This window comes from Terriglobales bacterium (genome assembly GCA_035487355.1).
Classification (GTDB): domain Bacteria; phylum Acidobacteriota; class Terriglobia; order Terriglobales; family Acidobacteriaceae; genus QIAW01.
Genome location: DATHMF010000054.1, coordinates 1 through 25655 on the forward strand (window position 1 = coordinate 1; position 25655 = coordinate 25655).

The following is a 25655-nucleotide window of genomic DNA, read 5'->3' on the forward strand; positions in this document are numbered from 1 at the left end:
TTCGAGTCGCCGGACGATTTGCCGCTCGAAGCGATTGGCAAGCTGATCTCGGCGATTTCGAGCGAGAAGTGGATCGAGATGTACGAACAATCGCGCTTGATGACCAAGGCGGGGCAGGCGCAGATGGCGAAGCAAGGCGCCTCATCGGCGAGCAAGGTGGCCGCCAAGCGCGTCGACATAAAGCGTCGGCGGTAAACTTTCCCAGCATGACTCGCCGATACCGGGCCACCACGTTTTTCATTGCTGTTGCGGGTGCCCTTGCGATTGCGCGTGTAGCCCGGACGACGGCGGTCGCGCGACGGTCTGCACGGAGGTGACCTGTATCGCTTTTTGATTATAGGAAGCATTAGCGCTCGTTTCAAAACACTCTCCCAGTTGACTTGAGGTAGTTCCAACAAATCAGCGCGCACCCAGCGTGAAGAAGGCGTGATGGACGCGGTCGTGGCGTTCATAGCGAACGGCGGAAGCAACGGCTCGAGACGCGCCCACAGCGCATCGTCCAAGAGGGGCTGTGCCATGCGCGACCGTACCAAGTCGACCGCGCAAGTACAAGAGATCAGTCAGAGGTTTTGAAACGCGCTCTAAGCAAACAGAGTGACGTTAGCGGGAAGCGTTCGTTTTTATTCCGCTCCGCTTTCCAGCGACTTACGGCACAGCTAAAGCTGTGCCCTCCGAAAGATGACGCCACCTTATTTCTTGTATGTCTTTTCAAAATTATTACGGGAATTAAAAATCGTAAAACTGCCATCGGGCCTGGCGGTTACTTTGATGTAGTTGCCGGCGTCATTTTTCTCGTCGAGGTTGGCGATAAATTGATCGGGGACATTGTGGTCTTTGCCTGCATCAACGGCGGTGTGCAACTGCCACAGGTCCTCAAGACCCGGAGAATCATGGACAATCTGCCACGCCGCCGGTTTGCCGCCCTTGTGCGGACCATTATTCATGATCGCTACTTTAGGATGCAGCGTGTGTACAAGCGCTTTGGCGTTCGAGAGGTCGAGTCCGTGGTGGGTGACCAGATAAAGATCAACTGTCCCAATCAGGTTATTAGGACAGGCCAACTCGATCTCTTTCTTTTTCGTCAAATCGCCGAGATCAATGAAGCGAAATTTTCCATAGGTGAACAGCATGCCGACCGAACGCGCATTCTCACCCAGATCAGGCACCGCTGCCGGTTCTGATGCGCAGAACGGATTGGGCTGGCCCGCGCCCGGCAGAGGGTCGCTGATGTGGTCGCCCGCGGCGGCCAGAACTTTTATATCTACTCCTTTGAGAGGAATCTTATCGCCGGGTTTCACGACCAGATGCTGCGCCTTGGGTAAGACGCCCATATAGGAGTTGTAGTCGGCGCTGGCAACATCGGGATCGTCGAGCTTGGCCGGTCCGTGGTCTATGAAGGTCCCGATCTTCACGCGGTCGGCAAGTTGCGGGACTCCGCCCACGTGATCGCGGTGATAGTGCGTGATCAGAACATAATCAATCTGCTTCAGACCCAGGGTTTTGACGACAGCAGCAATGCGGTCGGCATCGCGCCCGGCAAATCCGGGAAAGCCCGTATCCACCAGCATGGATTGGCCGGAGGGGCTGACGATGAGCGTAGCCTGCCCGCCTTCCACATCAATCGAGTAGATATCAAGTGATTTTTTAGGGCCGGCAAAAGCTGCCGCTGTCATCAGCAACGCACACAACAACAAGGATATTCGGCGCATGGTGACGGAATCCTATCATGCAAGGGCCGGTTTTCGGAAGGGTGCCGAACAAGCGGGATGGTGCGGCAGTTTCTAATCTGACTCGTTAGTCCACACCGTTCACGCCGCTCAGGAATCCACCCAAGTGTCCGGTCAAAGCGATCAATGCAACCGCCAGGACCTCTATCGGCAGCCGATACCGAGGTAAACGCTGTTCAGGCCTCCGCTGTGCACGGAAGTGCAACCACCAGATCAGCCAAATCAACAGGCTGGATAGAATTCCTAAAATCATGTGGAGCCTTAAGATTCCCTTGAGTGATTCACCCCCGAGCTGAAACTGCCATGCCAGCAGACCCGTGACCACTGTCGGTACAGCGGAGAGCGCCGCCGCCGTCAGGTTGTAGTAAGCCGCGACTGCCAGAGTGCGGCTGTGCTGGGCGAGTGGCTTCCAGAGGGCAAGGAAGTCGAAGACCACACTGATGATCAACAACGCGATAGGGAAGTGAATCAGCACTACGTGTTGCGCGTGCTTGGCCAGCAGTGCCGATTTTATGTCGAACGGATGCAAGGGATTCTCCTACTTCACAACAACTGTGGCTGTCATCTTGGGATGGATAGAGCAAAAATAACCGTAAGTTCCAGGCTTGGTAAACGTGTAAGAAAACTTTTCATCCGTATCCATGGTCTTCGATTTGAAAACTTTGTCTGTGCTCACAACGTTGTGCGGCACATCGTCGCCGTTCGTCCAGGTGACGGTAGTTCCGGCGGTGACGGTGAGCGTTTGCGGAGTGAAGCTGAAGTTGTCAATTTTTACCTGAGTAGCAGAAGCAGATTGATTTTCAGCCGCAGCCTGCGCAGGTTGATTGCCAGGACCAGCGCTCTGTGTCTTCTGACCGCACGCCAGCAGCGTGAATGAAGTCACGACTAATGCAGTCAGTCCAAAAATTCTAAGAGTTTTCTTCACGTGTGTTTCTCCTTGAGATTTGTGTTTTAAAGAGATATGTATTTAAAAAATGGAAGGCGGACCCCAACGAGAGCCCGCCCGATTCGGGATTACCCGTTGGAGTCGTGCAACGACGAATCAATAATGGCCAGCGAGTGTTTCCCTTTGATGTAGTTCACATCGGTGATACCGAGCACATTGCGCAGTTGCTCTGCCGGCACCTTCATCGGACCAGGAGAAGGTGCTGAGCCCGGCGCGGGCTGCGGAAATGCAGTGGACATGGCGGTGTGGAAAGTGACATTACCTTCCACTTTCTGCATGGTTTGATGGATGTGGCCATTCAGGACTGTGACCGAGCCGAAGCGTTTCAAATAAGCCAGCGCCTGGGCGCTATCCTGAGTTCCCCAACCCCAGTCGGGATATACGGTCCAAAGCGGAATATGGGCAAAGACAACGATGGGTGTGCTTTTGGAAAGATGTTTTACATCGCTCTCCAGCCATTCGAGCTGCTCGGCGCCGAGAGTGCCAAGTCCGCCTGCTTTAAGGTTTTGCACATTGACCAAACCAATGAAGTGCACGCCTTTTTTGTCGAAGCTGTACCACCCTCCCCCTTTTGCATCCTTGCCATAGCGCTCCATGTATTGCTTGCCGTCGTCACCCAGAACATCGTGTTCGCCAGGAACATAAAATACGTCTTTGGCGCTGGCCGATTTCAAGATCTGATCAACGTTGTCGAATTCCTCCGGCTTGGAAAGATGGCTGATGTCGCCGGTATGCAACAGGAATGCCGGAGGGGTAGGTAACGCATTGATCTTGTCAATCGCTGCTTTCAGCGTGGCCACTACATCCGGGTTAGCGGGCTTGTTGAATCCCATGTGGCTGTCGCTGATCTGCACAAAGCTCAATTCTCCCTTGGCCATGGCGCTGGGAATTTCTGAGGGCAGACCGAGGCTGTAGGATTTCAAAACCCCGCCCTGGATAACGCAGAGGGCTCCCGTGCCCGCCCAGGCCATGCATTTCAAAAAGCCGCGGCGGTCAATTCCATCGTTGTTGTGGTCAAACAGGATTTCGTCTTTGACTTTATTAGCCATGAATCTTCTCCTCCTCTAGGTTGTGTTGGTTGATTTCAAATTGCTCATACTGATAAACCGTGCAGGCGGCGGAATATTCCCAGGGAGGCCTTTTTTATTTGTGTCGATGTACAGCGGCCTAAAAAGAGGGGCTAGATAACAGGATAAAAAAATGGGGGCGGCTAAACCGCCCCCTGAGCTATGCAGGAGAGTCTACTGAGGCCCGGCGCTGCTGATCCGGGCACCAATAGAGGTGGGGCTAACACTTACAAAACTTTGCTTGCCTCATGGCAGGGAATCCAACCCTGACTTCACAGTATTGGCGAAGTTGTAGCCGGTAGAAGCGTCCCAATTAATGGACCACGTCATCGCACCGCGAATTGTCGGATACGTTCTCGGTGGAACAAAGGAGCTGCAACTTGTCCCTCTCGCCAGGCAGTTGAGCGCGCTATTTACGACCGAAGGTACGACAAATCCGCCGCCAGCGGCATTTCCGGATGCCGGCAGGCCGAGTCCAACCTGATCTGGACGCAAGCCGTTCTGCAATTGGATTGTTGCCAGAGCGGTTTCAAAATCCTCAGTTCCTTGGGCATAGACTTTGCCGTCAAAGCCCAGCATGGTGCCGGAGTTGTAATACTGCATGTTGACAATGGTGAGAATGCTGCTGGTGTTCAATGCCAACTGGAAGTAAGCGTTCCCCGGCGACTGCATATCAATCGTCTGGGGCGCCATAGTGATGATCAAACCCGGCGACATGGAAGCAAGCTGATGCAGAGCGCTCGACATGAAGGTGGCATTCACCCCGTTCTCGAGGTCTATATCAACACCATCGAAGCCGAATCTGCTCATCAACGCATGCACACTATTGGCGAAGTTGGCCGCGCTACCGGAATCAGAGACGCTGATGGCGCCGTTTTGTCCGCCTACGGAGATGATTACTTTTTGCCCGCGTCCGTGTGCGGTGGCGATATCCGCCGTGAACTGCGCGTCGGTATAGCCTCCCAGACACGATGACAACCCGGAATCAACGCTGAAATCAACCGCCCCGGGAGTTCCCGTAGCATTGGCAAATGCCACTGCAATGATGGTGTACGTGGTAGGCACATCACTGATGCGAAGACATGTGGCGCCGTTGTTGAAATCCTGCCAGTAACCCGTGAGCAGATGTTTGGGCAGATTGCCTGGCACCGGTGTTGGCGTTGGTGTTGGCTTCGGAGTCGGTGTTGGGTTTGGCGTCGGAGTCGGAGTTGGTGTGGGTCTCGGCGTGGGGGTTGGGGTAGGAGTCGGGGTTGGTCCTCCTCCGCACGAGCCATTTGAGGCCCATGGCTGTCCGCTGCCTGCCGGGCCGTTATTGGTTGCCGGATTCTGGTTTTGCGTCCAATACGCGGCTGTGTAATTGATGCCATTCAAACTGGCGGTCATGCCGCCGGTGTAAACCTGCGAAGCACTCCAAGTGGCGAAACAACCGGGACCGGGCGCCGGAGTAGGTGTCGGCTTGGGCGTCGGCGTGGGTGTTGGTTTTGGCGTAGGAGTCGGAGCCGGTGTTGGGGTTGGCGTGGGAGTCGGTCCGCTGACTGGTTGCCAAAGTGCCGGGACGTTCGGAGGCTCCCAGCCCACCAGCGAGGTGTGGGCCTGAAGGCATTTGTATTCCACACCGTTAAACATCACCAGAGCGCCGATAGCATACGGCGTATTGGGTTGCCAATTAGGAACCTGAGCTGAAGCTGTCACAGGGAGGAGCAATAGCGCCAGTAGACAAAGGCTTACTACAACCAGGGAAATCCGCCTCATGAGAAGTTCTCCTTTTTATATAAGGGCTCTGCAGCCTTGCTGCTGCGCTCGAAAGAACTGGCGCGGAGATACACGGTAAATCTTGCGGTTCCCGTGTGCTATAGAGCTTTATTGCTGCTTTATATACTTATATTCTAGTAAATTGGCTACCACGCCTTCTTGCCTGAGGGACTGCACTATAGCACTTTGTGAACCTGATGTAAACAGATTTTGAGAATTGTTGGGAATGCGGTTAGAAGGGTGTAATCACCAAAAAACAAAGAGCATAGAGTTTGCACTCTATGCTCTCAGGCTTTGTATCCTGCCCCGGATACTCGCCAGTTGAAACTAGTTTTTGCTAACGCGGGCATGCTGAACGTGCAGGATTTACCAAATAGCGAGCAATAATTTAGTGCTGCATAGCTTGCGGCACCGGGGGCGGTCCGCAGGTAGCACTGTTGTTGTGCCCTGTAGGATCAATCCACAGTATGCCCTCTTCAGAGGCGCAGAAGGAATTGTTGCCGGTAACGCCGACTATGGCTGGATAGTTGCCTACGCTGAATTTCGATTTGTCGCCCGCTGCGCCATACAAATAGCCGTCCTTGGGTTGGGTCGAGGAATTAGCAAGTCCTTGATCAATCAGGCAGGCCGACGTTGAACTCGGCGTAATGCAAGATGATCCTCCAAGTGCTGCCAGGGTGTTGGCATAGCCAATTGACGGATAAGCAATTTGATACTGGAACTGGGCAAGAACCAGGTTTCGTGTTCCTGCTGCTGCTGACGCCTCATTGGCGGAAATGCGGGCGCGCATCATATTGGGAATTGCGATGGCCGCGATGAGCAGGATAATCCCAACCACAATCAGCAGTTCGATTAACGAAAATCCTTTTTGTCTGCGCATTGGTTTTCTCTGACTTTCATGAACCAACTCATGTAAACATCTCCTGGGGGAGGGACATTTGTACTGGGGGGGCCTGTTTCACTTGATTTTCAAGTCTAAGTATTCCTTTTCAGCAAGCGGCTGACAAGAGTACTGTGGTTACGTTACCTAGGTCACAATTTCATTTTGGTACTTTCCCGATTTAGAACAGATTTGCTTTGAATCGCAGTGAGCAGCAGATTAGCTCGGTGGCATCGGTTTCACAGGGTTGGTTGTGGAAAGTGGGCACGATCAACGGACAGGAATTTGCTGCTCCACCCGAAGCAGTAACTCGGTATATACAAGAGCTAAAAGCCTGAGCCTCAACCCGAGCTCTGACACCTGAGAACTATCTTAAGTGGTATTGTGAATTGAGGCGATTTTTCAGATGAAAGCTCTTGTCAAAAGCCGCGATGCTCGCGGTCTGTGGCTGGAAGATGTTCCCGAGCCCCAGGTGGGCATCAATGACGTCAAGATCCGCGTGCTGCTTACCGGTATTTGCGGCACCGACCTGCACATCTACGAATGGGATGAGTGGGCGCGCTCGACGATCCCTGTGCCGCTGGTCATTGGCCACGAGTTTGTGGGCGAGATCGTAGAGGTAGGCTCGAATGTTACTGATTACTATCCTGGAGACATTGTCAGCGGTGAGGGCCACGTCATTTGCGGACGCTGTCGCAACTGTCTGGCTGGCCGACGGCATCTTTGTGCATACACCCAAGGAGTAGGCGTAAACCGCCCGGGCGCCTTCGCCGAATTCATCGTCGTGCCCATGATGAACGTGTGGAAGCACGTGCAGCCGGTTCCTCTTGAGGTTGCAGCCATCTTTGATCCGTTTGGCAATGCGGTGCATACCGCGCTCTCGTTTCCCGTGCTTGGCGAGGACGTGCTGGTTACCGGAGCAGGTCCTATTGGCATCATGGCGGGAGCGGTCGCGCAGTTTGCCGGCGCACGCCACGTGGTGATTACCGATGTGAATCCTTATCGGCTTGAACTCGCTAAGAAAGCGGGAATTCCTGTGACCGTGGACGCGAAGAGTACTCGCGTCAAAGAAATCCAGCAGCAGCTTGGCATGAAAGAGGGCTTCGATGTGGGTCTGGAAATGTCCGGCTCACCGGATGCCTTTCGCGAGATGTTGGAGAACATGTGCCACGGAGGCAAGATTGCCATGCTCGGCATTCCCGCCTCGCCCATTAGCATCAACTGGAAGCATGTGATCTTCAATATGCTGACCATCAAAGGCATCTACGGTCGCGAGATGTTTGAAACCTGGTACAAGATGAGTGTCATGCTGGAGTCAGGCTTGGATATCTCTCCGGTCATCACCCATCGCTTCGCCTGGCGTGACTATGAACAGGGCTTTGACGTCATGCGCTCAGGTAATTCGGGCAAGGTGATCCTGGATTGGCGATGAAGTGAGGAAGTGCGCCGTTTCCTGATGACCATGCTGTATGTCCCTGTCATGTTGAGCGGAGCGCCACGATTTCATAGACAGCTAAGAGGATCCGAAGCGCGGAGTCGAAACACCCCGAGAGTGTTTCGATATACATACCGCATCAGTGAATTTTCTCGATGCTGTAGCGGGTGAACAACTGGACGCGGCGATTTGCAAGCACTACGGGACACAGCCTTGTGAGAATTCCCTGGTACAGCATTGATTGCATATGCATTCTCGGGGTGTTTCGACTCCGCGCCGATCAGCATCGAAGGTATAGATTTTTTCCCGGCGCTCCGCTCAACATGACAGTAAGAAACAGTTTGGCAAACACCCGCCGCGTTTGTCCCGTCTATTCGCTAAAATGAGCCGTTGCGCTCAGCGGCGTCTCCTTTGACGATGTGCCCACAAATATCCTGTAATCCCCTGGCACGAGCTCCCATGCGTTCTTGTCTGCGTTGAAGATCGAAAGGTAAAGGGGATCGAGTGTCAAAGAAACCGTCTTTGATTCACCGGCGGCGAGTTGTACTCGTTCCCACGCCACCAGGCGCTTGAAGGGCTCGCTAGCGGCGGAAGGAAAGAACGCGTAGACCTGTGCTACTTCGGTTCCCGCGCGCTGGCCCGTATTCTTTACGCTGAAACTTATTGACCGTTGCTTTCCGTCGGTCTTGAGATCGGAATATTGATATGAGGTATAAGAGAGTCCAAAGCCGAAGGGGAACAGCGGTTGTTTGTTTTCAGCTTCAAACCATTTATAGCCAACTTTAACGCCTTCGGTATAGTTCACATCGAATGGTTTCTTCCCCATGCCGATGCCCACAATCTGAGGATGCGGCAGGTCAGCTTCACTTTTGGCGAAGGTAATGGGGAGTTTGGCCGACGGATTGATATCGCCAAACAATATATTCGTGATCGCCTGTGCACCTGCGATGCCGGGATACCACGCGGCCACGACACCCTTGACTTGATCGAGCCACGGCATAGAGACCGGCCCACCGGTTTCCAGCACCACAATCGTATGCGGATTCGCTGCCGCCACCGCGCTCACCAGTGCATCCTGGTTCTCGGGCAGGGCAAGCGTTGCCGCGTCATGGGCTTCGCGCATGGGTTGATTGACAAAGACAATCGCAACTTGGGAGGCTTTCGCGAGGCTAGCCGCCGCGTCTACATCTTTCCCATCCTTATATTCCACCCTGGTTTCCGGAGCTTTGGCGCGAATGTACTTTAAAGGAGAGGAAGGGAAGTAAACCGGCGGGCCTCCCCACTCGGAGGTGCCGGGCCTCGGATCAACGGCGTTGCCGCCGGGTGGATCTACTTGCGCGGAGCCTCCGCCAGAGAGGACGCCAACATCTGCGTGCGATCCAATCACGGCGATAGATTGAGTGTGGGTTGCGCTCAATGGCAATTCATTCTCTGCATTCTTCAGCAACACAATGCACTCTTCCGCAATATGTTGAGCATCTTCCAATCCGCGAAAAGGATCTACGACGCGCCGTACCGGCGGATTATCGATCACGCCCACTGCGAACATGCTGCGCAGAATGCGATGCACCATGTCGTTCAGGCGTGCCACGGGAACCCCACCGTTCTCGACAGCCTTTTTTAGTCGGGCGCCGAAGTAGATATCTTCGGGGTTCTCCTGGTCAAGGCCGTTCAGCGCAGCTTTGACCGTGGAATGTGTGCCGCCCCAATCCGATAGCACCCAGCCCTTGAATCCGAAGTCTTTCTTCAGCACTTGATTCAGCGTGTAGTCGTTCTCACAGGAGTAGTCACCGTTGATCTTGTTATATGCACACATGACGCCGGCGGGCTGCGCGATGCCCAAGGCGATCTGGAAGGCCAGCAGATCGGTTTCGCGCATAGCGCGTCGGTCAACAACTGCGTTCAGGATGTCGCGGCCGGTTTCCTGGTCATTGAGCGCGTAATGTTTGATGTCGCCCATGACCTGCTGCGCCTGAACGCCTTTCATCACCTGGCCGACCATGGTCCCGGCCAGAATTGGGTCTTCACCGGCGTATTCGAAGTTGCGTCCGTTGCGCGGCTCGCGGGCAAGATCCACGCCGCCGCCAATGGACATGTTGTAACCCTGATCGCGCAGCTCTCTGCCGATAACTGAACCATAGAGAAAGGCGCCCTGAGGATCCCAACTCGCGGCTGCGCCCAGCACAGAGGGCAGAAGCGTGGAGTAACGGCTCTGTAGAGCACCCAGCCTGGCGCCCACGGCCGAATCGGCCATGTTGATATCGGGAATGCCGAGGCGATCAATGCCAGCAATGAATCCCGCGCCCAGATTAGATCTAGGTGGCACGGGAGAGCCTTCCTTCAAGACGCCCCATCCGGTGCCGTGTACCAGTTGAATCTTTTCATCGAGCGTCATCTGCTCGATCACTAAATCTGCCCGCTGGTCGGGGGAGAGATTTCTATTCATCCACGGGGCTGTCGTCTTCGATTGATCGGTCTTTGCCTGCCCCGAGACCTGTGCTGTTGCCGCGATCATCAGCACTGCGAAAATGCTGCTTATCAATAGACGCCTGCTCAGCTTGCGAAGCCCCATAGTCCTCCATTTTTGTTAATGCAGAATCGATATTCTACTCGACATCCGCTAAATGCGCGAGACGGCGTCGAAGATAGGCTTCCTCGACCCGGTTTGTGACCAGGGCAATCGCTTTTTCATAGGCATCCATTGCTTCCTGCCTGCGGCGTAATCGGCGGAGCAGGTCCGCGCGCGCGGCGTGAAACAGATAGTACTTATCAAGCTCGCCCCACGCTCCCAACTGATCAATGAGGGCCAGGCCTCTTTCAAACCCGGCGCTCATCGCGACTGCGACGGCATGGTTAAGCGCCACAACCGGGGTGGGAAAGATTCGCAGCAGCTCCTGGTACAGCGCGGCGATTTGAGCCCAGTCGGTTTCTGCCGCGGTTTTCGCTTGAGCGTGCACGGCTGCGATGGCCGCCTGCAATTGATAGGTGCTAATCTTCTGCATGCGCAGCGCCCGCTCCACCAATTCCAGCCCTTCCCGGATTTGCTCGCTGTGCCAGCGTGAACGGTCCTGATCTTCAAGCGGTACCAGCTCTCCCTTTGCGTTGATGCGTGAATCGCGGCGCGAATCCTGAAGCAGCATCAGCGCCAGCAGGCCGACATTTTCCGCCTCGTTGGGCAATAGCTCCCAAAGGGTCCGGCCCAGGCGGATCGCTTCCGCACACAGCTCTTTGCGGATGAGGCTTTCACCCCCGGTTGCGGCGTATCCTTCATTGAATACCAGATAGATGACGGCTTGCACCGATGCCAGCCGTTCAGCCAGCACGTGAATCGGCGGGATCTCGTAGGGAATGCCGGCATCGCGAATTTTTGCTTTGGCCCTGACCAGACGTTGCGCAAGCGTCGGCTCGGGAAGCAGAAAGGCCCGGGCGATTTCTGTCGTGGTCAGGCCGCCAAGGGTCCTCAAAGTGAGGGCGACCTGAGCTTCAAGATTGAGTGCCGGGTGGCAGCAGGTGAAGATGAGACGAAGGCGATCATCAGGATATTTCATCGAGACTTCGTCAGATGATTCATGCTCTCGGCGCTGCGAGAGTTCGGTCTCATACAAGATTGAATCCTGCTTTTCAAGTCGAGTGTTCTCCCTTCGCACAGAGTCAATGAGTTTGCGGTGCGCCACCGCGGTGATCCAGGCGCCAGGATTGTTGGGGATACCTTTTTCCGGCCAAGTGGCCAGGGCTGAAGTGAAGGCTTCCTGCATGGCCTCTTCGGCCCGGTCAAAAGAGCCGGAGAGCCGGATCAACGTGGCGATGATCCGGCCCGATTCCTCTCGAAAGACCGACTCGACCGAAGTTCTCGCGTCAGCCATTCACGCGTCAACCATTGACCGTGGTTGCATACTGGCCGTTCGCAGGCTGCTCTGACCGAACTGGGATATCCCGGATGGGGCGGATCTCGATGCACGCTTGTCCACCCGAACATCTTAGCGGGATCTTCGATGCCCAGCCGATAACTTCATCCAGGTCCTTGCAGTCCAGAATGTAGTATCCGGCGAGCTGTTCCTTGGTTTCGGCGAAGGGACCATCCACGGTGATTACCTTGCCGTCTTGCACGCGGATGGTTGTGGCCGTACTGGTGGGTTGCAATGGTTCTGCGCCCCTGAAGATGCCAAGTTTCTTGGTCTCATCCATCACCGCCCAGTGGCCGGCCATGGACTTTGCTGACTCCTCGGGCGACGGAGGCCCTTCCTGTTCCTTTTGGTAAATCAGTAGCATGTAACGCATATCGATCTCCTGAATTTCCTGTGTGAATCGGCTGTTTGAGTGATGTTAAAGGAAGGGAGTCTTCCCGCTTCCTTACCGGGCAACGCAAGTCTGCGGCACTGCGATACTACGATATTCCGATAATACCGCGGCAGTTATTACTTTGTGGCGAGAGCTGCAGTCCTTTTTTCCATCTCCGCAGGAGTGACGTCTTCTATGTGTGTTGCCAGCATCCATTTGTGTCCAAATGGGTCTGTCAGTTTGCCAAAACGGTCTCCCCAGAACATATCTTGCACCGGCATGGTTTCTTTTGCACCCGCTTTGACGGCCTGTTTGAATGTAGCGTCAACATCCTCAATATATAAGAAGACGCTGGCGGGCGTACCGTTCAATGCCTGTGGGGATTGCGTCCCAGTGGCGGCAGATTCGTCTGCCAGCATGATGTTGGAATCTCCAATCCTGATTTCCGCATGCATGATTTTGCCGTCTGGTCCAGGCATCTGGTAGAGCTCCTTGGCGCCGAAGGCCCGTTTGTAGAATTCGATGGCCGAGGCTGCGCCCCGGATTGTCAGATAGGGTGTCGCTGTGTGATAGCCATCGGGAACCGGTTTGACTTTGTTCTTCATTGCAATCTCCTTAAATTTTTAATTGCCCTTTTTTAGCCGGGCATACGTACGACGTTCGGTCTGCGGGAAATCGACAACACCAGAAAATTTTTGAGATTGCGATTTTACGGAAAAGGCATCTGAAACGAGTTCACACAAGAGGAATGTGTAATGAGCATACGATATTTGTTTTCAATGACTTACAGCTAAATATCAATGCAGGTCTTTACAGTGGGCGGCCACCAGGGTCATATCGTCTGACTGCTCTTGTGTGAAATTTTCTACGTTCGCGACGATCTCCTGAAGCAGGCCGGAAACCGGCAAATGTCCTTTTTTGTGCACCAGGCGCGAGAGCCGCTCATGGCCGAACTCCGTGCCATCTTCGCTCAACGCTTCTGTGATGCCATCGGTATACAGCAAGAGCGTATCGCCTGGTCGAAGCTGGACTTCTGCGCTTGAGCAGTCCAGGTCTTCAAAGAGTCCGAGCACAGTAGACGTGGATTCGAGGTGCGTGACCGTACTATCGGAGTGGATAATCAGGGGCCCGGGATGACCGCAATTCACGTAGCGCAATCTGCTGGTGGTGTCATCGTATTCAGCGAAAAACAGACTGGCATAACTTTCCGGCGCCGAACTTTCATAGAACACCCGGTTTACCGCCCTGAGGAGGCGTTCGCCAGCGTTAGCAGTATTAAAGTTATAAGACGCGTACTGGCTGCGAATGCTGGCCTGCAAGCTTGCCATCAGCAATCCGGCCGCGAGTCCTTTTCCCGCAACATCGCTCACCAGCATTCCCAGACGATTTTGGCCAAGATCCAGAAAATCAAAATAATCTCCGCCTACCTGGGCTGCGGGTATCGAGACTCCGGCATAGGTGAGCGTTTCGAGCACCGGCAATCTTCGGGGAAAGAGCCTGGCCTGGGCTTGTTTTGCGAGTTCGAGATCATGGCGCGTTCTTCGTTCTGCCTGCAACACTCTAGCGATCCAGCCTGATTCCGTGAGATCAAGCTGCGGTGCTTCCATCCCGAAAACTGCGTCAACTCTGAGTTCTTGCATCGCCGGCCTCCTTGAATCTTTGTGCCTCACTTGTACGACGCTTCAAGGGAAAGGAATTCGACATCGAAAAGAGACTTGCTTGAATTTATTTTGGCGTTGACTGCTGGCCAGCGCTTGTTACCTCGCGAGTTACCCTTGCCGGCCGGTCAGGTGACGGAGATAGGGGGACTTGCTGGTAGTAGGCAAAGTGCCCGCGAGAGCCACGGGAGCCCCGTCATTATTGAGGAAAATCACTCCAGGGTGGGGGGACCAGCTGAGCAGTCCAACTATTGTCGTAGATGCAAACAGCGGGGCTCACGAAATTAGGGCCGTTTAGCCCTTTCTGTGCACCAAGAACCGCGCCAAAAACGCAGGATCCTTTGCGCTAAAGAATGGCGCTACGAGTTGTCAAAGGGCTTAAGGGCACAAAAAGGCCCCCTGGCATTCTGGAATGCCAGATAAATGATGAACCATAATTGTGAGGAAGTCAGCATTTTAGTACCAGAGTGATATCACAAAGCGGGGGCTAAAGCCCGTATTCTTTTGTGATCCTTAACGCACGGCTGAAGCCGTGCTCTTCCACGGTAGTGCAAACATCGTCGTGGCGTCGATGAAATCCCATGCCCTGATAAACGCCGAAGCAGAAAGTTTCGGCACAAAAGGGATTCCTCCACTGCGTGTTCGGAATGACAAGAACGCGGACTTTTTCCGCAAGCCCGGAAAGCTTGCCGTCCAGATCGATGACGCAGCTCTAGCTCACGCGGCTTTTGCGTCCGTAGCTGAGTTCTGCGCCGCCGGAGAGTATGTGATCCACGCCGGTGGTAAAGGTGGCGTCAGCGGCGAGGAACAGACACAGCTTGCCGGTTTCTTCTATGGTTCCCATGCGTCCGAGGAGTTGGGCGGCGTCGCCATCGGCGCGGCACTTTGCCGGATCAGGAGCGGCATCAATCGCCTCCTGCCACAGCGGGGTATAGACGTTGCCGGGCGAGACGGAGTTGACGCGCACACCATGGACTGCTTCATCGATAGCTAATGCCTTGGTAAGGGAAGTGATGCCGCCCTTGGTGGCCACGTAGGTGGTAGCGCCGGGCTGTCCCATGACGGCAACCAGACTCGACATATTAATGATGTTGCCCTTGGTTTTGCGCAAATGAGGCAGGGCGAACTTGCAGGCGGCGAAGATGCTCACCAGGTTCAGGTCGAGCAGACTGCGGAAATCCTCTACGCTGAAATCGTCAATATACTTATGTGGAGGATGCCAGCCGGCATTGTTGATCAGGCAGTCGAGCCGGCCATATTTTGCTATGGTGGCGTCAACCGTGTTCTTGATCTGATCAAACTTGGAAACGTCACAGGGAATAAAATACGCCTCGCCGGGTCCCTTCTTGTTGACTTCCGCTTCCATGGCCTTGCCGGCATCTTTGCCGCGCGAGCAGAACACGACCTTCGATCCTGCTTCTACGAATACACGAACACAGCCTTCCCCAATTCCTTTGCTGCCACCCGTAATCAAAACAACTTTATCTTTATAGTTCATTCAAAATTCCTACGAGTTCAATCAAAATTATCGAGCGAGCCAGTCTATAGACTGCCACGATGGATGTAAAGGGGATGAGTTACCTCATCCCTTGCGAGTAAACCGGGTTGTATACGCGTACCTGTAACCGGCGAAAGGCCCGATGCACGCAATCTTCGCGGGGATTGCCAATCTATGAGTGAGTTTTTCTAAATTAATCGTATAGAAAGTTTGAGTTGACTCTCCAGGGCCAGTCGCGCAAAGTTGGCGCCCAGTCAAGACGATGTGTATCACGCTCGATGATGGCCAGCATCGAGGTGAAACGCAAACCTTCCACACAGACCCTACCTAATACCTTCGAAAGGAGATCTAAATGTCTACTCATCACAAATTCAACGCTGCCTCAATCAACATTCTCGTGGTCCGCACGCCGTTGTGGATCATCCTCAGCCTGGCATTGCTTGCCTTGCCGATTTCCTCATTCGCACAAGCAACGCCCAACCAGGACTGCACGCTCATCGTGCCACATAACCCGCTATCGGCCGCCGGACTTGCGACGCCGTATCAGCTTACGGCCACAAATCCTGCGAGCGGTCCGTGTAATGAACTCGATCCCAATCAATCGGCGTTTGTTCAGGGCGCGGTCATTGACGTCGACACCGGCCAGATTTCGATTTATAACCCCCTGGTCGTGAACGCCGGCGTCGCGCCTGCTATCGCTCCGACTCCGCCGGCCCTACCAGCTCACCGCCTCGTGGCGCTCTGGTTCGGATACAACGCCAACAACCTGACGCTCGTAGGGGCGGACGGAGGGGCGGCTGGTGTCGAGGATTTGAATGACGCCCATTGCGTGCAGCACCTGGGACAGTTCGCGTATTGCAACGCGGTGGCTTTCTTTGAAGAAGCTCACGATCAGATCGATATGGGCAATCTGCACGTTCCGAGGCCAGGGACCTCTCCGATGGACGGTCTACCGTGTCCGACCGTGCGTAGCGCCGTGCATGTTGATCAAGATCAAAGCGACAACACGACCACGACGTATTTGTTTGCCAACGGTTCGACCGCGCAGAATACCGCAGCCAATCGTGCAGTGCTTGCAATTCCACCTGCGGGTGCAGGTGGACATGGTAACCCCAGTGACAACCGTCTCCTGGACGTGTTCATCGATGGGGCGCTTGGGTGCACGCCCTACAAGGCGCCCGATCTGGCTGATGCGGGGAATTTGGTGCCGGCTTTGCCGCTCAATGAACTGGTGGCAAAGCTCTACCAACATGAGCAAGGTCCCGTATTGGATATTCCTCTGGGCGATCCCTTTGCCTTCGAACCCCCAATCACCGGAGTTCCAAACCTCGCCCAGGTGAATCGGTATCGCGCAGGCGTTGACCAGGCACTGGCCGATACCCCCGACGACGCCAGCACGAAGACATACTGCCAGAACATGATCGCAGCCGCCACCCAGAAGATGCACATAGACGAGCCGTTCCTGCGGGCCTTTCGACCGGCGGTCCCGGCCTTGGCCAATAACCTGTTCACGTTCATGGCGGGACGCTATGTGGCAAGCTATCAGATTCTGGGTTGCCAAGCCTTGACGGGCATACCGGTGAATATCACGCTCACCACGGATGCGACTGGCAGGGTGATCGATGCCGTGATCCACTGAGTCAGACCGCTGCGAGAGGGGGCCGCACACCCTTTTTCGCAGATCTGTGTAACTAAGCGCCAGCATGACGCGTACTATTCCGGCTTTCGTGACAATGAGCCGCATCGGCCAAAGCTAGGGTCAAAAAAGCAGTGGACTTTATCAACGTTTGGATCGTTTCGGCTCGGGTCCGGTTGATTGACGCGGATGTTCCAATCATCTTTCACGGCTTGAATCTGGCTAGGATTCATGGCCCAGGAAAGAGGCGGGTCAATGGCTTTGTCCCTTTCATTCCCCTGGAAGCCGCCAAATTCGAAGGTAGCGAAGTGGATTTTCGCCTGCGGAGTCTCTGCTTCCGCCGGCTCCCAACGGCGAGCGAACATGGTGAGCGCGTCACGGTCGCGAACCAGTTGAGCAGTGGTGCGCACGGAGAGCAGTCCCTTGACGGGCGCGTAGAGTTGGAAAGCCCATCCTTTTTTTGTTGGCTTGGCTTCTTTATCCGCAGGGAAGGAACGGATCTGCAACACCAGAGTTTTTGGAGGGGCGTACTTTTGACATTCTTGTTTTTGTTTTGCATCGTTGCCGGCTTTTTCTTCGCATTGGGACCGCATGGACTGCAACTCGCCAAGGCCCTGTTCCAGCCATGCGATCAGGTTCGAGACCCCGTAGTTGTCATAGTAGCCGCCGTCAATCATATGAAAGCCATCCAAATCTTGCGTGTCAGGCCGGGCGGCAGGTGTCACATAGGGGAACGTGGAAGCAAGACGCACCGCGGTGACCACGTGCAGGTCCTCGTTAGGATAGACGTCGTAAAAGTTCCGGCGACGTGGCGTGATCTCGTTGCCCGTCTGCGGGTCAATCTCTTTTTCCCAAGCAGTCGTGGAAAACGCCAGTGGCTCTCCGGTCTCGGTGATCGTGGAGTTGAAGATTGTTGCCGGACGCCAGCCTTCTTTGACGCCGTCGCGCCACTGGGAAAGCGAGGCATTAACGTTAGCGCGGTTGCCCCACGTCTCCTCCAAGACATAACCGCGATCATCCAGCCTATCGCTGCTATAGAAGAAGATGCGGGGGATATCGTGGTAGACCAGCGCCCAGGCCACATCATCAAGGCTCGATTGCGATGCCAAATCGGTCAGGCCGGATAGCTGGCCGGCGTGAAAGTGCTGCTGAGGATTTGGATCATAAAGGTTCAGATAAAACATCGAACCGGTTGCTCCGCCCGAAACCGCGCTGATGAGAGTAACGTTGTCAGAAAAACTCTTTCCCGGAAACCATTGTTGATATTGTTCCTCCAGACCGGCCAGCACCTGGGTAGTCCACGCAGCCGCCTGGATGCCTCCTCCGGCAGTTGCGATGACCACGATGGGTTTGCCGGCGCGGGCTTGCAACACCTTTCCTGGAGTCGCGGCTGCTGTGATGTTTGCTGTTAGCGGCTGGACCGGGAAGTAGTGATCAGAGCTGCGCATGTTTCCCGAGATAAGAGCGAATAACGCCAAGGGAATCAGGACAGGAATGCGAAAGCGATCCAGGAAGAACGCCAGAAAAGCCAGCACCCAGTTGGCATTCATCAAGAGAATCAGCACAAAGGTCAAGGCTGTAACCCCTGACGCTACACCTAGAGATCGGGAATGCCACCAGTCAACGAAGAAGTAGAGCGCCAGCGTTGCCAGGCCAAAAAGAAACGCCAGCCAGTGGCCGCTCCACACGAATCCGTCAGAAGCGAGGTATCCTTCCCATAGACCGCCCGGCAGGTTCTTACGAATCCAGATGCCAGGTCCCAGTCCTTTGGGCAGAACGTGATGATTATCAGCCCAAACCAGCCAGTTCCGCATGAACTGTGGGCATGGAAAAGTGAGCGCTGAACCCTGGGTGTGAGGCGGGGCCAGCACAACCGCAACCCAGATGGCGGCAAAGGCCAGGATGTATGAACAGAGCGCGGCAGCCGCTATCGCCAACACACACTCCATGCAGACTCCCTGGTTCGGACGGAAATCTTCGTGCTGGGTAAATTGACCAAAGATGGTTGGCAGCGCCAATATCAGGATGCTGAAAAAAGACCAGCCTTTCAGATCGGCGGCGGTCATCCAGGAAGGGACGTGGAAGCGGTCTCCACTGTTGAGCAGAACGATGCGGCTTGTGAGCAGGAGGTTCCACGCCAGCACCAGCGCAGCCATGGTTGACCAGAACGTAGGCCACTGCCACAGGCCGGCGCGGTCCATCCAGAATAGATTCTGGAAGAGCGCGCGCAAGGGCGAACAGGGCAGCAGGGCCGCAAACGGAAAAATAAACACGATTGCACCGATCACGATGGGCACGCGCAACAGATAGGCATACCGGGCGAGGTACAAAAACTTAGTGAGCAGACTGGCCAGGAATGTCAGCAGGGTTAGTATTTTCGGGCGAGGAGGGTCCTCTGGATCTGTCATATCAGCGGCCATGGGCTTGCTCCAATCAGCGGGAATCTTAATTTAAAAGATTTAGACTGCAAGATACTCGCAATTCTCACTCAAGACAAACGAATTTCCAGTTGTTTCCCCGCCTCGCTGTTCCAATTTCGCCGCTTCTCTGTGCCAAAATGAAACAGCATGCCGATTTGGTTTTCGTTACCGAGCGCCCGGCAACGATTGGCATTTAGCGTGCCAAAGCTGCTTTTTCGGCGCCGTCCTTAGCTTTCAATAAGTTACCCGCGCATGAAACATTTCTCCATTTTTCGTCATATATGGAGTTAGAAAAAAATCATTAAGAGTTAGAGAAAAAATCAAAACTGTACATTCAGAAACAGCAATGGGTGTTAGAATGAAGCGCTTAACTCCCAACAAGATTTCGCAAAAATTACGGGTAGGGTCGTTCCTTACTGTTGCCTGCGATTGCGTATCGGCACCAGTGCAGAAACGAAAAGCAGTTTTGTTGTTCAACTAGAACGCTTACATTCACGCGGTCTTGCTTCATGGATTTGCTGCAGTTGTATGGCCTACAAAGCTGGAGTTGAATTTGCGAATTGATAGAAAACTGCTGCTGGTGTCGCTCTGTGCGGTCCTGCTCGGGATGCCTGCGCAAGCGCAAACCGCGCTGCGCAAAATTGGAGAGATGGACCTAACGTTGCTGGGACTGACGGCCACGGTAGACAATCCTGCTCCCGTGGTTCCCAAGAACACACCTTCCGGCATTCGAGTCATCTTCAAGGCCGGTACGACTCAGCTCTCCGATGCCGACGTCGCGCGCTTTCTGGGAGGAAGTTTTCAGGTACAAGCGGAACTTTCGGGGCCGGGGATTCAGACGGTAACCCTGCCTCTCGCCGATGCTCCGCAAGTAAGCAGTCCAACAATTTTGCCAATTCCAGAAATTCCCGCATCGGGCGACTATACCCTGAGCAATCTCCGGATCGTGGTCAACAAGAGTGCGGTGCTCGATGTTTCTCCGCAGAATGTTCCGCTTAAAGTCATAGAGCAGGTGCTGGTGACCTCGGTCACCACCACGCCGCTGACTCTCGATCAGATCAAGGCCAAGGGCATTGTTCTCGACAGCAATTCTTATATTGGCTTCCAATTTACCTTGGGTCTGGCGCTGCAATCGCAGCAGGTGACTTTGAGTTTCCCGGTGGTATTTGACCGGCATGGCGTGCCCATTCCGCAGCCCATCCTACCTCCGGCAACTCCATCGGTCACGGGAGTTGCTTTACCGCCTTTGCCCAGCATCTATCCGCTGCTGCTCACCATAGGCGGTGATGGTGGCGGATCGGCGCCGCCGCAATTCGATGACGGCAACGGCCACATGGTGCCGATACAGATTCCCAGCGTCCTGGTCATTCCCGGCAACGTGGGATATCTGAAGCAGTTTTTCTCGGCAAAGCTTTACGTCGCCGATGGCGCGCCCGTGGGCTCGAGTCTCGCCGTTCAGGATATAACCGGAACCATCAATCTCCCGCCAGGAGCCGATGGGGTTCCCAATACGAGTGACGATCCGCTTTCACTGCCCGCGACCAAAGATGGTCCACAGAATTTCACCAAGCCCGTTTTGGGATTAGGTTCTGATGGACAGCCCAGTGTCCCAGTTCTCAACCCGGGCGATCAGGGGCAGCAGGAATGGATCTTGCGCGGTGAAAAAGAAGGATACTCACCCATCAGCTTCAACATCGCAGCTACGCTGAACGGGTTGGTGACCGGTCCGGTCAAGATCACGGGAATAGCCAAAGGCGGCGTGCTGGTCAGGAATCCTTACTTTGATGTGACTTTCACCGTGCCCGCCACGGTGCGCAAGGCCGAGCCGTTCAAGCTTTTCCTGACGCTCACCAACATTGGGAAGGGAACGGGCAACAACGTAAATGTGACTCTCGATGCGGCGCAGATGAGTGGCGCCCATTTGGCGCCAGGGGCTAATCAGACCCAAACTATTCCTACAATTCTTCCCAGCGATGCGAAAACTCTGGAATTTGATTTCGTCTCCGACAAGACCGGCCAAGTCATCGCCAGCTATCTGCACTTCGATACCGGCGACGGCAGCACCGGAGAGGTTCGTTTCACACTGGGCGTTGGAGAGCGCGGTATCCCGCTCTCGCCCGATACGCTATCGTTGCCCACCGCGGTGGATAATCTGCCGCAATCCGTGGTTGACGCCGCCATGCGCGTCCTCGGACAGGCCTGGAGCATTGCCAATGCTCCCGCCGGCGCTCTGCCGCAAGGCGTAATTCGAACTGACAGAAACGCAGTGACGCAAAAAGCGCTGGCGCTGGCAGAAGCCGGCTTGCGTGTAGGCCTCGGACAACCACTTAATTCCGCGCTGCGCGATCTGGGACTTGATTTCTACGGAGGCTCTCCGGTTGATCCAGGCTTTGATCAACTGATGCGTACCACTAATGCTGGTCATGACTTTGCCGCTGCGCTGGGTGCGGCTTTGGCGCAGCCGGCTTCCGATTCAGGTGGCCCGCTGGCTTACGAGCGTCAAATCGCGCAATTGGCGGCTTCAGGACCGGACTTCATCTCCTTTGCGGTCGCAAACGGGAGCAGCGCAGCTCCGGTGGATGTTGTTCTCTCCGACAGCAATGGCAAGGTGACCGATTTCAATGCGCAGCCGCCGCGCGCGGATGTGGTATCGGCAGTCATGGTGCCTTTAGGCAACAGCCAGGCTTCGCCCGTGCTGGGACTGATTACCAATCCCACGGCTTCACCGTATTCGCTTGTGCTCAGTGGCTCTGCTGCCGGGTCAGTGGATGTTTCCGTCACCCTGCCACGCGGAGACGGAACCTTCGTGCGCGGACAAATCACCGGCGTGCCGGTTACAGCGGGTGGGAGATCGAGCCTTACCCTGGACCTCTCGCAGCCGAGTAATCTCGTGCTCAAGGAAGACACGAAAGGCACCGGTATTTATGACGTGCAGCAAAACTTGAGCGAAGAAACCCTGTCGCCGCAAGGGCCGCAGTTTGTCTCGGCCAACATGATTGGTCCTGAGACCCTGGCCGGCGCTACTCCCTTCGGCTTCCAGGCAGCGCTGCTGTTTGACCGTCCGGTTTCAAGTGATAGCGCGGCCGACGCTACGCACTACCAGGTTCCGTCGAATGCAATTCAGGCAGCTAAGAGCTACCTCTCCGGACGCCTGGTCATCGTGAATTTGCAGCAGCCCGAAGGCCGCTTCGTGCCTACCGCTGTGAACGTGAGCGGCGTTACCGATTTCCGTGGCGTCTCCGGTCCTGGCGGCACGCAGCCGATTGGATCGAAGATTACCGATACCGGCGCGGTGGTGTCTGGCCAGATTCTGAATGCCGATGGCACGCCTAACTCCTCGGCGGTGATTACATACGAGAACAACGGAGACTTCACCTGCAAAGAGCCTGCAGTCGTGGGAATGGCGTCACTGCCGGTGGGTGGCGATGGCCGCTTCCAGTTCCGCTATGTAAGGCAAGACAACTGCGGCGGGCCATTCACCCTGGCGACGACCGATCCCAACACCGGCGCATTGCGCCAGGTTACAGGAAACGTTCGCGCCGATGGCCAGCAGATCGTCCTGAACATTCAGTTGTTCGGCCGCGGCTCGGTCGGCGGAACTGTGACCGACCTGACTAAGGCAGTCGTGCCGGGCGCGCAGGTGACCGTAATAAGCCAGACGGATCCCCAGATTGGCGCAACCACAACCACGGACGGCAACGGAAAATATCTCGTTAGTGGAATTACCGTTGGACCAGTTTCTGTAACCGCCGCAAACAGCACCAGTTTGGGAACAAGTGCGGGCAATATCCAGCGCGCCGGCACCACCGCGACGGTCAACGTCGTTCTCGATGGCGGTTCGGTCAGCGCTACTGGAACCGTCTCAAAGCTTGAGAACGGCGTCAGCACAGTGATTCCGGGTCTGCCGGTTGTTTATTACCAGAACAGTAATCCCTTCAACCCAATTGCTGTGGGTGTTACCACGACCGGAGCGGATGGAACGTATTCGCTCACCGGAATGCCAACCGGCGCTTACAAGATCGTCGCTGCGCTCAACACGCGTGATCAGGCCGCCATTGGTGGTACCGCCACAGGCGGCGACCATCTCACCAATCAGAATCTTGTTATCACTATTCAGGCACCAAGCACTTATGGAACCGCCCAGGGAGTAGTTCACTTCCCGGATGGCTCGCCGGCTGGGGGCGTAATCGTTAGCATTGATCAGAGTGGCTTGTTGTCGAACGCCGACGGCACATTTACTTTGCCCGGAATAGCTGTCAAGCCCAACATCAGCCAAAACATCTCTGCCCTGACCAGAGATGGATTGCGCTCCGGCTTCGCTCCGGTTGTGATCAGCACCTCAGGCCAGGTCGTGACCGGGATTGTTATCACCTTGTCAGGCATTGGGTCAGCGGAATATACCGTGCTCGATCCTGCCGGCAATCCTGTGCGCGGTGCTTCTGTGGGCCTGCTCGACGGCAGTTGTTTTGACGAATGCGGATGCAATAAGAAGAATACGGACACCAACGGAAAAGTTCGCTTCGACAATCTTGGCCTGGGTTCGATATCCGCGCGCGCTGTAGCGGCTGGCTCCAACTTTACGGATGTAGCCACTGGCTCGGCCAGCATTTTGAGCGATGGCAGCACGGGCTTTGGAGTTCTTCGCTTCAACGGCGCCGGTACAGTGACCGGAGGCGTGATTGATCCCGATAGCAAGCCGGCCTTTGGAGCACAGGTGGCGTTGTCGTCGAATGCATTTGATCCCCGCTCTTGCTCCTTGAGGGCTACGAATTCACAGACGGTCGGTACAGATCAAAATGGCCAGTTCCACTTTACCGGGGTAAACGTAGGCCCGGTCGGCGTGTCCGTCTCACAGATTTTCTTCCCCACTCCCGTGGCCAAACAAGGCACCATTACTCACGCTGGGCAAACGGTTGATTTCCAACTGCAACTGGTAAACACAATTGCCGGCGTACTTTCGGGAACCGTGTTTCTGCCCGATGGTGTCACCCCCGCCGGATCGGGCGTCGCAGTAACCGCTAATGGGCCGCTCCCGGATGTGACGGTCAACACGGACATGCAGGGGCATTTTGCATTTGCCAGAATCTTCCCTCAGGGGAGCTATACGCTTACCACCAGCGACCCCATCACCGGCGACGTGAGCCGCGACCGGGTCTTCCTGCAGGCAGGACAGGATCTCGCCCAGAACCTGCGATTAAAGGGCAAAGGTAAAGTTGTGGTCACCGTGGTGGATGGTTCAGACCAGCCGGTTTCCAACGCCTCGGTTAAATTGCAGGAAACCGAATTCCCCAGCAACAGCTATGAAGGCACTATCCAGCCAGCGAACCAGGGAATCGCGGAGTTTGACAATGTTTTCCAGGGACCCATCAGCGTTCAGGCCTCCGATGCGTTAGGGCGCGGCGGGCGTATTTCCGCGGTGTTGCCCAATGCCGGCGATACCATCCAGGTAAAAGTCCAGTTGACCAGCACGGGCACGGTGAAGGGACACTTCTTCATGCCCGACCACACCACGCCCATTGCCTACGGAATCGTGCAGTTGACTGCCTCCGGCCGAGTGATTGGGCAAACCACCACGCTGGGCATCGATGATGTCGGCAGTTTTGCATTTGATTTCGTTCCCGTCGGCCCGGTTCAATTGAATGCGCAGGATCCCGCGACGGCGCGCACCGGAATTGCCGCGGGCACCATCAACAGTGATCAACAAGTCGTGACTCTTGACGTCACCGCCGAGGCCCTGGGTACGGTGCAGGGTATGGTGACGGAAAATCACTTGGCGGAGCCGGGAGCGACCGTAGAAATCTTTTCGGGCACATACCATGCTAAGACTGTAGCCGACGCCGCCGGGCACTACATGATTGATGGTGTTCCCGCAGGGCATGTAGTTGCCAACGCCAGCTTCGATAACGGCTTTTTGAGTGGTGCGGCAGACGGCAATCTGGCGGGTGAAGGCAGCATCTTGAACCTGGATATCGCCATGCGCAGCGCCGGCAAGCTCATCGGACAGGTGCTGCAGGCTGATAACTTGACGCCCGCCGGTCCTGCCTTCGTTACCGTGCAAGTGGGCGGAACTGGCGGCGGTTCGCAGACGGTTACGACTGATAGTCAAGGCAACTTCACCTTTGATATTGTTCCCGCCGGCGACGCCGCGCTCAGCGCGCAGTTATTAGGCACCATCGATCTGGGCGATACCACGGCACCTGTGCTGGAAAACCAGACCACCACCGCTAATATCCGCCTGAACGGCATCGGTTCCATGACCGGTCATGCCCTGGATTCCAACGGTCAGCCGGTTGCCGGAACCGTGAATGTCTACGGCACGGGAAAATTCACGTATTACTTCAGTCTCACCGTCGGATCG

At 55.3% G+C, this 25655-nt stretch carries 17 protein-coding genes; 4 read left to right on the top strand and 13 right to left on the bottom strand.

What is annotated here, in order from left to right; genetic code table 11:
- The coding region (locus tag VK738_11155; GenBank protein ID HTD23205.1) for a hypothetical protein at nt 1-195 on the top strand (195 nt) is incomplete at its 5' end.
- A 494-nt stretch (nt 196-689) separates the two neighbouring features.
- Here VK738_11155 and VK738_11160 read toward each other — a convergent pair.
- The 6 genes from VK738_11160 to VK738_11185 form a co-directional block, all read right to left on the bottom strand.
- Entirely contained in the window at nt 690-1709 is a 1020-nt protein-coding gene (locus VK738_11160) for an MBL fold metallo-hydrolase (protein ID HTD23206.1), read from the bottom strand.
- An 85-nt stretch (nt 1710-1794) separates the two neighbouring features.
- Nucleotides 1795-2256, bottom strand: coding sequence for a DUF2231 domain-containing protein (locus VK738_11165; protein ID HTD23207.1), 462 nt, complete (start codon nt 2254-2256; stop codon nt 1795-1797).
- Nucleotides 2257-2265: 9 nt separating this feature from the next.
- Nucleotides 2266-2652 (bottom strand): cupredoxin family copper-binding protein, encoded by a 387-nt coding sequence (locus VK738_11170; protein HTD23208.1) that lies wholly within the window; start codon nt 2650-2652, stop codon nt 2266-2268.
- Between the two features lie 89 nt (nt 2653-2741).
- On the bottom strand, nt 2742-3722 hold the full coding sequence (locus VK738_11175) for a metallophosphoesterase (protein HTD23209.1): 981 nt from the start codon (nt 3720-3722) through the stop codon (nt 2742-2744).
- Nucleotides 3723-3986: 264 nt separating this feature from the next.
- Nucleotides 3987-5492 carry a glycosyl hydrolase family 18 protein gene (locus VK738_11180; GenBank protein ID HTD23210.1) on the bottom strand — a complete coding sequence of 502 codons (1506 nt, stop codon included), beginning with the start codon at nt 5490-5492 and terminating at the stop codon, nt 3987-3989.
- Between the two features lie 388 nt (nt 5493-5880).
- Complete coding sequence (locus VK738_11185; GenBank protein HTD23211.1) at nt 5881-6372, bottom strand: type II secretion system protein; 492 nt, start codon at nt 6370-6372, stop codon at nt 5881-5883.
- A 406-nt stretch (nt 6373-6778) separates the two neighbouring features.
- Here VK738_11185 and tdh point away from each other — a divergent pair, with 406 nt between their 5' ends.
- Nucleotides 6779-7804 carry an L-threonine 3-dehydrogenase gene (gene tdh / locus VK738_11190; GenBank protein HTD23212.1) on the top strand — a complete coding sequence of 342 codons (1026 nt, stop codon included), beginning with the start codon at nt 6779-6781 and terminating at the stop codon, nt 7802-7804.
- A 373-nt stretch (nt 7805-8177) separates the two neighbouring features.
- Here tdh and VK738_11195 read toward each other — a convergent pair whose 3' ends face one another.
- The 6 genes from VK738_11195 to VK738_11220 all read right to left on the bottom strand — a co-directional run bounded on the left by VK738_11195 (nt 8178) and on the right by VK738_11220 (nt 15241).
- Nucleotides 8178-10379: a glycoside hydrolase family 3 C-terminal domain-containing protein gene (locus tag VK738_11195; GenBank protein ID HTD23213.1), complete on the bottom strand. Its 2202-nt coding sequence runs from the start codon at nt 10377-10379 to the stop codon at nt 8178-8180.
- Nucleotides 10380-10413: 34 nt separating this feature from the next.
- Entirely contained in the window at nt 10414-11670 is a 1257-nt protein-coding gene (locus tag VK738_11200; protein HTD23214.1) for an RNA polymerase sigma factor, read from the bottom strand.
- A 7-nt stretch (nt 11671-11677) separates the two neighbouring features.
- Nucleotides 11678-12085, bottom strand: coding sequence for a YciI family protein (locus VK738_11205; protein ID HTD23215.1), 408 nt, complete (start codon nt 12083-12085; stop codon nt 11678-11680).
- A gap of 137 nt (nt 12086-12222) precedes the next feature.
- Complete coding sequence (locus tag VK738_11210) at nt 12223-12690, bottom strand: VOC family protein (GenBank protein HTD23216.1); 468 nt, start codon at nt 12688-12690, stop codon at nt 12223-12225.
- Nucleotides 12691-12882: 192 nt separating this feature from the next.
- Complete coding sequence (locus VK738_11215; protein ID HTD23217.1) at nt 12883-13725, bottom strand: PP2C family protein-serine/threonine phosphatase; 843 nt, start codon at nt 13723-13725, stop codon at nt 12883-12885.
- Nucleotides 13726-14455: 730 nt separating this feature from the next.
- Nucleotides 14456-15241 carry an SDR family oxidoreductase gene (locus VK738_11220; protein HTD23218.1) on the bottom strand — a complete coding sequence of 262 codons (786 nt, stop codon included), beginning with the start codon at nt 15239-15241 and terminating at the stop codon, nt 14456-14458.
- Nucleotides 15242-15593: 352 nt separating this feature from the next.
- On the opposite strand from VK738_11220, the gene VK738_11225 reads away from it, so the two are divergent.
- Nucleotides 15594-16880 (top strand): hypothetical protein, encoded by a 1287-nt coding sequence (locus VK738_11225; GenBank protein HTD23219.1) that lies wholly within the window; start codon nt 15594-15596, stop codon nt 16878-16880.
- Nucleotides 16881-16954: 74 nt separating this feature from the next.
- Here VK738_11225 and VK738_11230 read toward each other — a convergent pair whose 3' ends face one another.
- A complete protein-coding gene (locus VK738_11230) occupies nt 16955-19297 on the bottom strand; it encodes a patatin-like phospholipase family protein (GenBank protein HTD23220.1) in 2343 nt (780 codons plus the stop codon).
- Nucleotides 19298-19850: 553 nt separating this feature from the next.
- On the opposite strand from VK738_11230, the gene VK738_11235 reads away from it, so the two are divergent.
- The coding region (locus tag VK738_11235) for a carboxypeptidase-like regulatory domain-containing protein (GenBank protein HTD23221.1) at nt 19851-25655 on the top strand (5805 nt) is incomplete at its 3' end.

Excerpts from the sequence above, each read along its gene's own strand:
- VK738_11160 (HTD23206.1), bottom strand. The coding sequence starts at position 1,709 with ATGCGCCGAATATCCTTGTTGTTGTGTGCGTTGCTGATGACAGCGGCA.
- VK738_11175 (HTD23209.1), bottom strand. The coding sequence starts at position 3,722 with ATGGCTAATAAAGTCAAAGACGAAATCCTGTTTGACCACAACAACGAT.
- VK738_11180 (HTD23210.1), bottom strand. The coding sequence starts at position 5,492 with ATGAGGCGGATTTCCCTGGTTGTAGTAAGCCTTTGTCTACTGGCGCTA.
- VK738_11185 (HTD23211.1), bottom strand. The coding sequence starts at position 6,372 with ATGCGCAGACAAAAAGGATTTTCGTTAATCGAACTGCTGATTGTGGTT.
- tdh (HTD23212.1), top strand. The coding sequence starts at position 6,779 with ATGAAAGCTCTTGTCAAAAGCCGCGATGCTCGCGGTCTGTGGCTGGAA.
- VK738_11195 (HTD23213.1), bottom strand. The coding sequence starts at position 10,379 with ATGGGGCTTCGCAAGCTGAGCAGGCGTCTATTGATAAGCAGCATTTTC.
- VK738_11200 (HTD23214.1), bottom strand. The coding sequence starts at position 11,670 with ATGGCTGACGCGAGAACTTCGGTCGAGTCGGTCTTTCGAGAGGAATCG.
- VK738_11205 (HTD23215.1), bottom strand. The coding sequence starts at position 12,085 with ATGCGTTACATGCTACTGATTTACCAAAAGGAACAGGAAGGGCCTCCG.
- VK738_11210 (HTD23216.1), bottom strand. The coding sequence starts at position 12,690 with ATGAAGAACAAAGTCAAACCGGTTCCCGATGGCTATCACACAGCGACA.
- VK738_11215 (HTD23217.1), bottom strand. The coding sequence starts at position 13,725 with ATGCAAGAACTCAGAGTTGACGCAGTTTTCGGGATGGAAGCACCGCAG.
- VK738_11220 (HTD23218.1), bottom strand. The coding sequence starts at position 15,241 with ATGAACTATAAAGATAAAGTTGTTTTGATTACGGGTGGCAGCAAAGGA.
- VK738_11225 (HTD23219.1), top strand. The coding sequence starts at position 15,594 with ATGTCTACTCATCACAAATTCAACGCTGCCTCAATCAACATTCTCGTG.
- VK738_11230 (HTD23220.1), bottom strand. The coding sequence starts at position 19,297 with ATGGCCGCTGATATGACAGATCCAGAGGACCCTCCTCGCCCGAAAATA.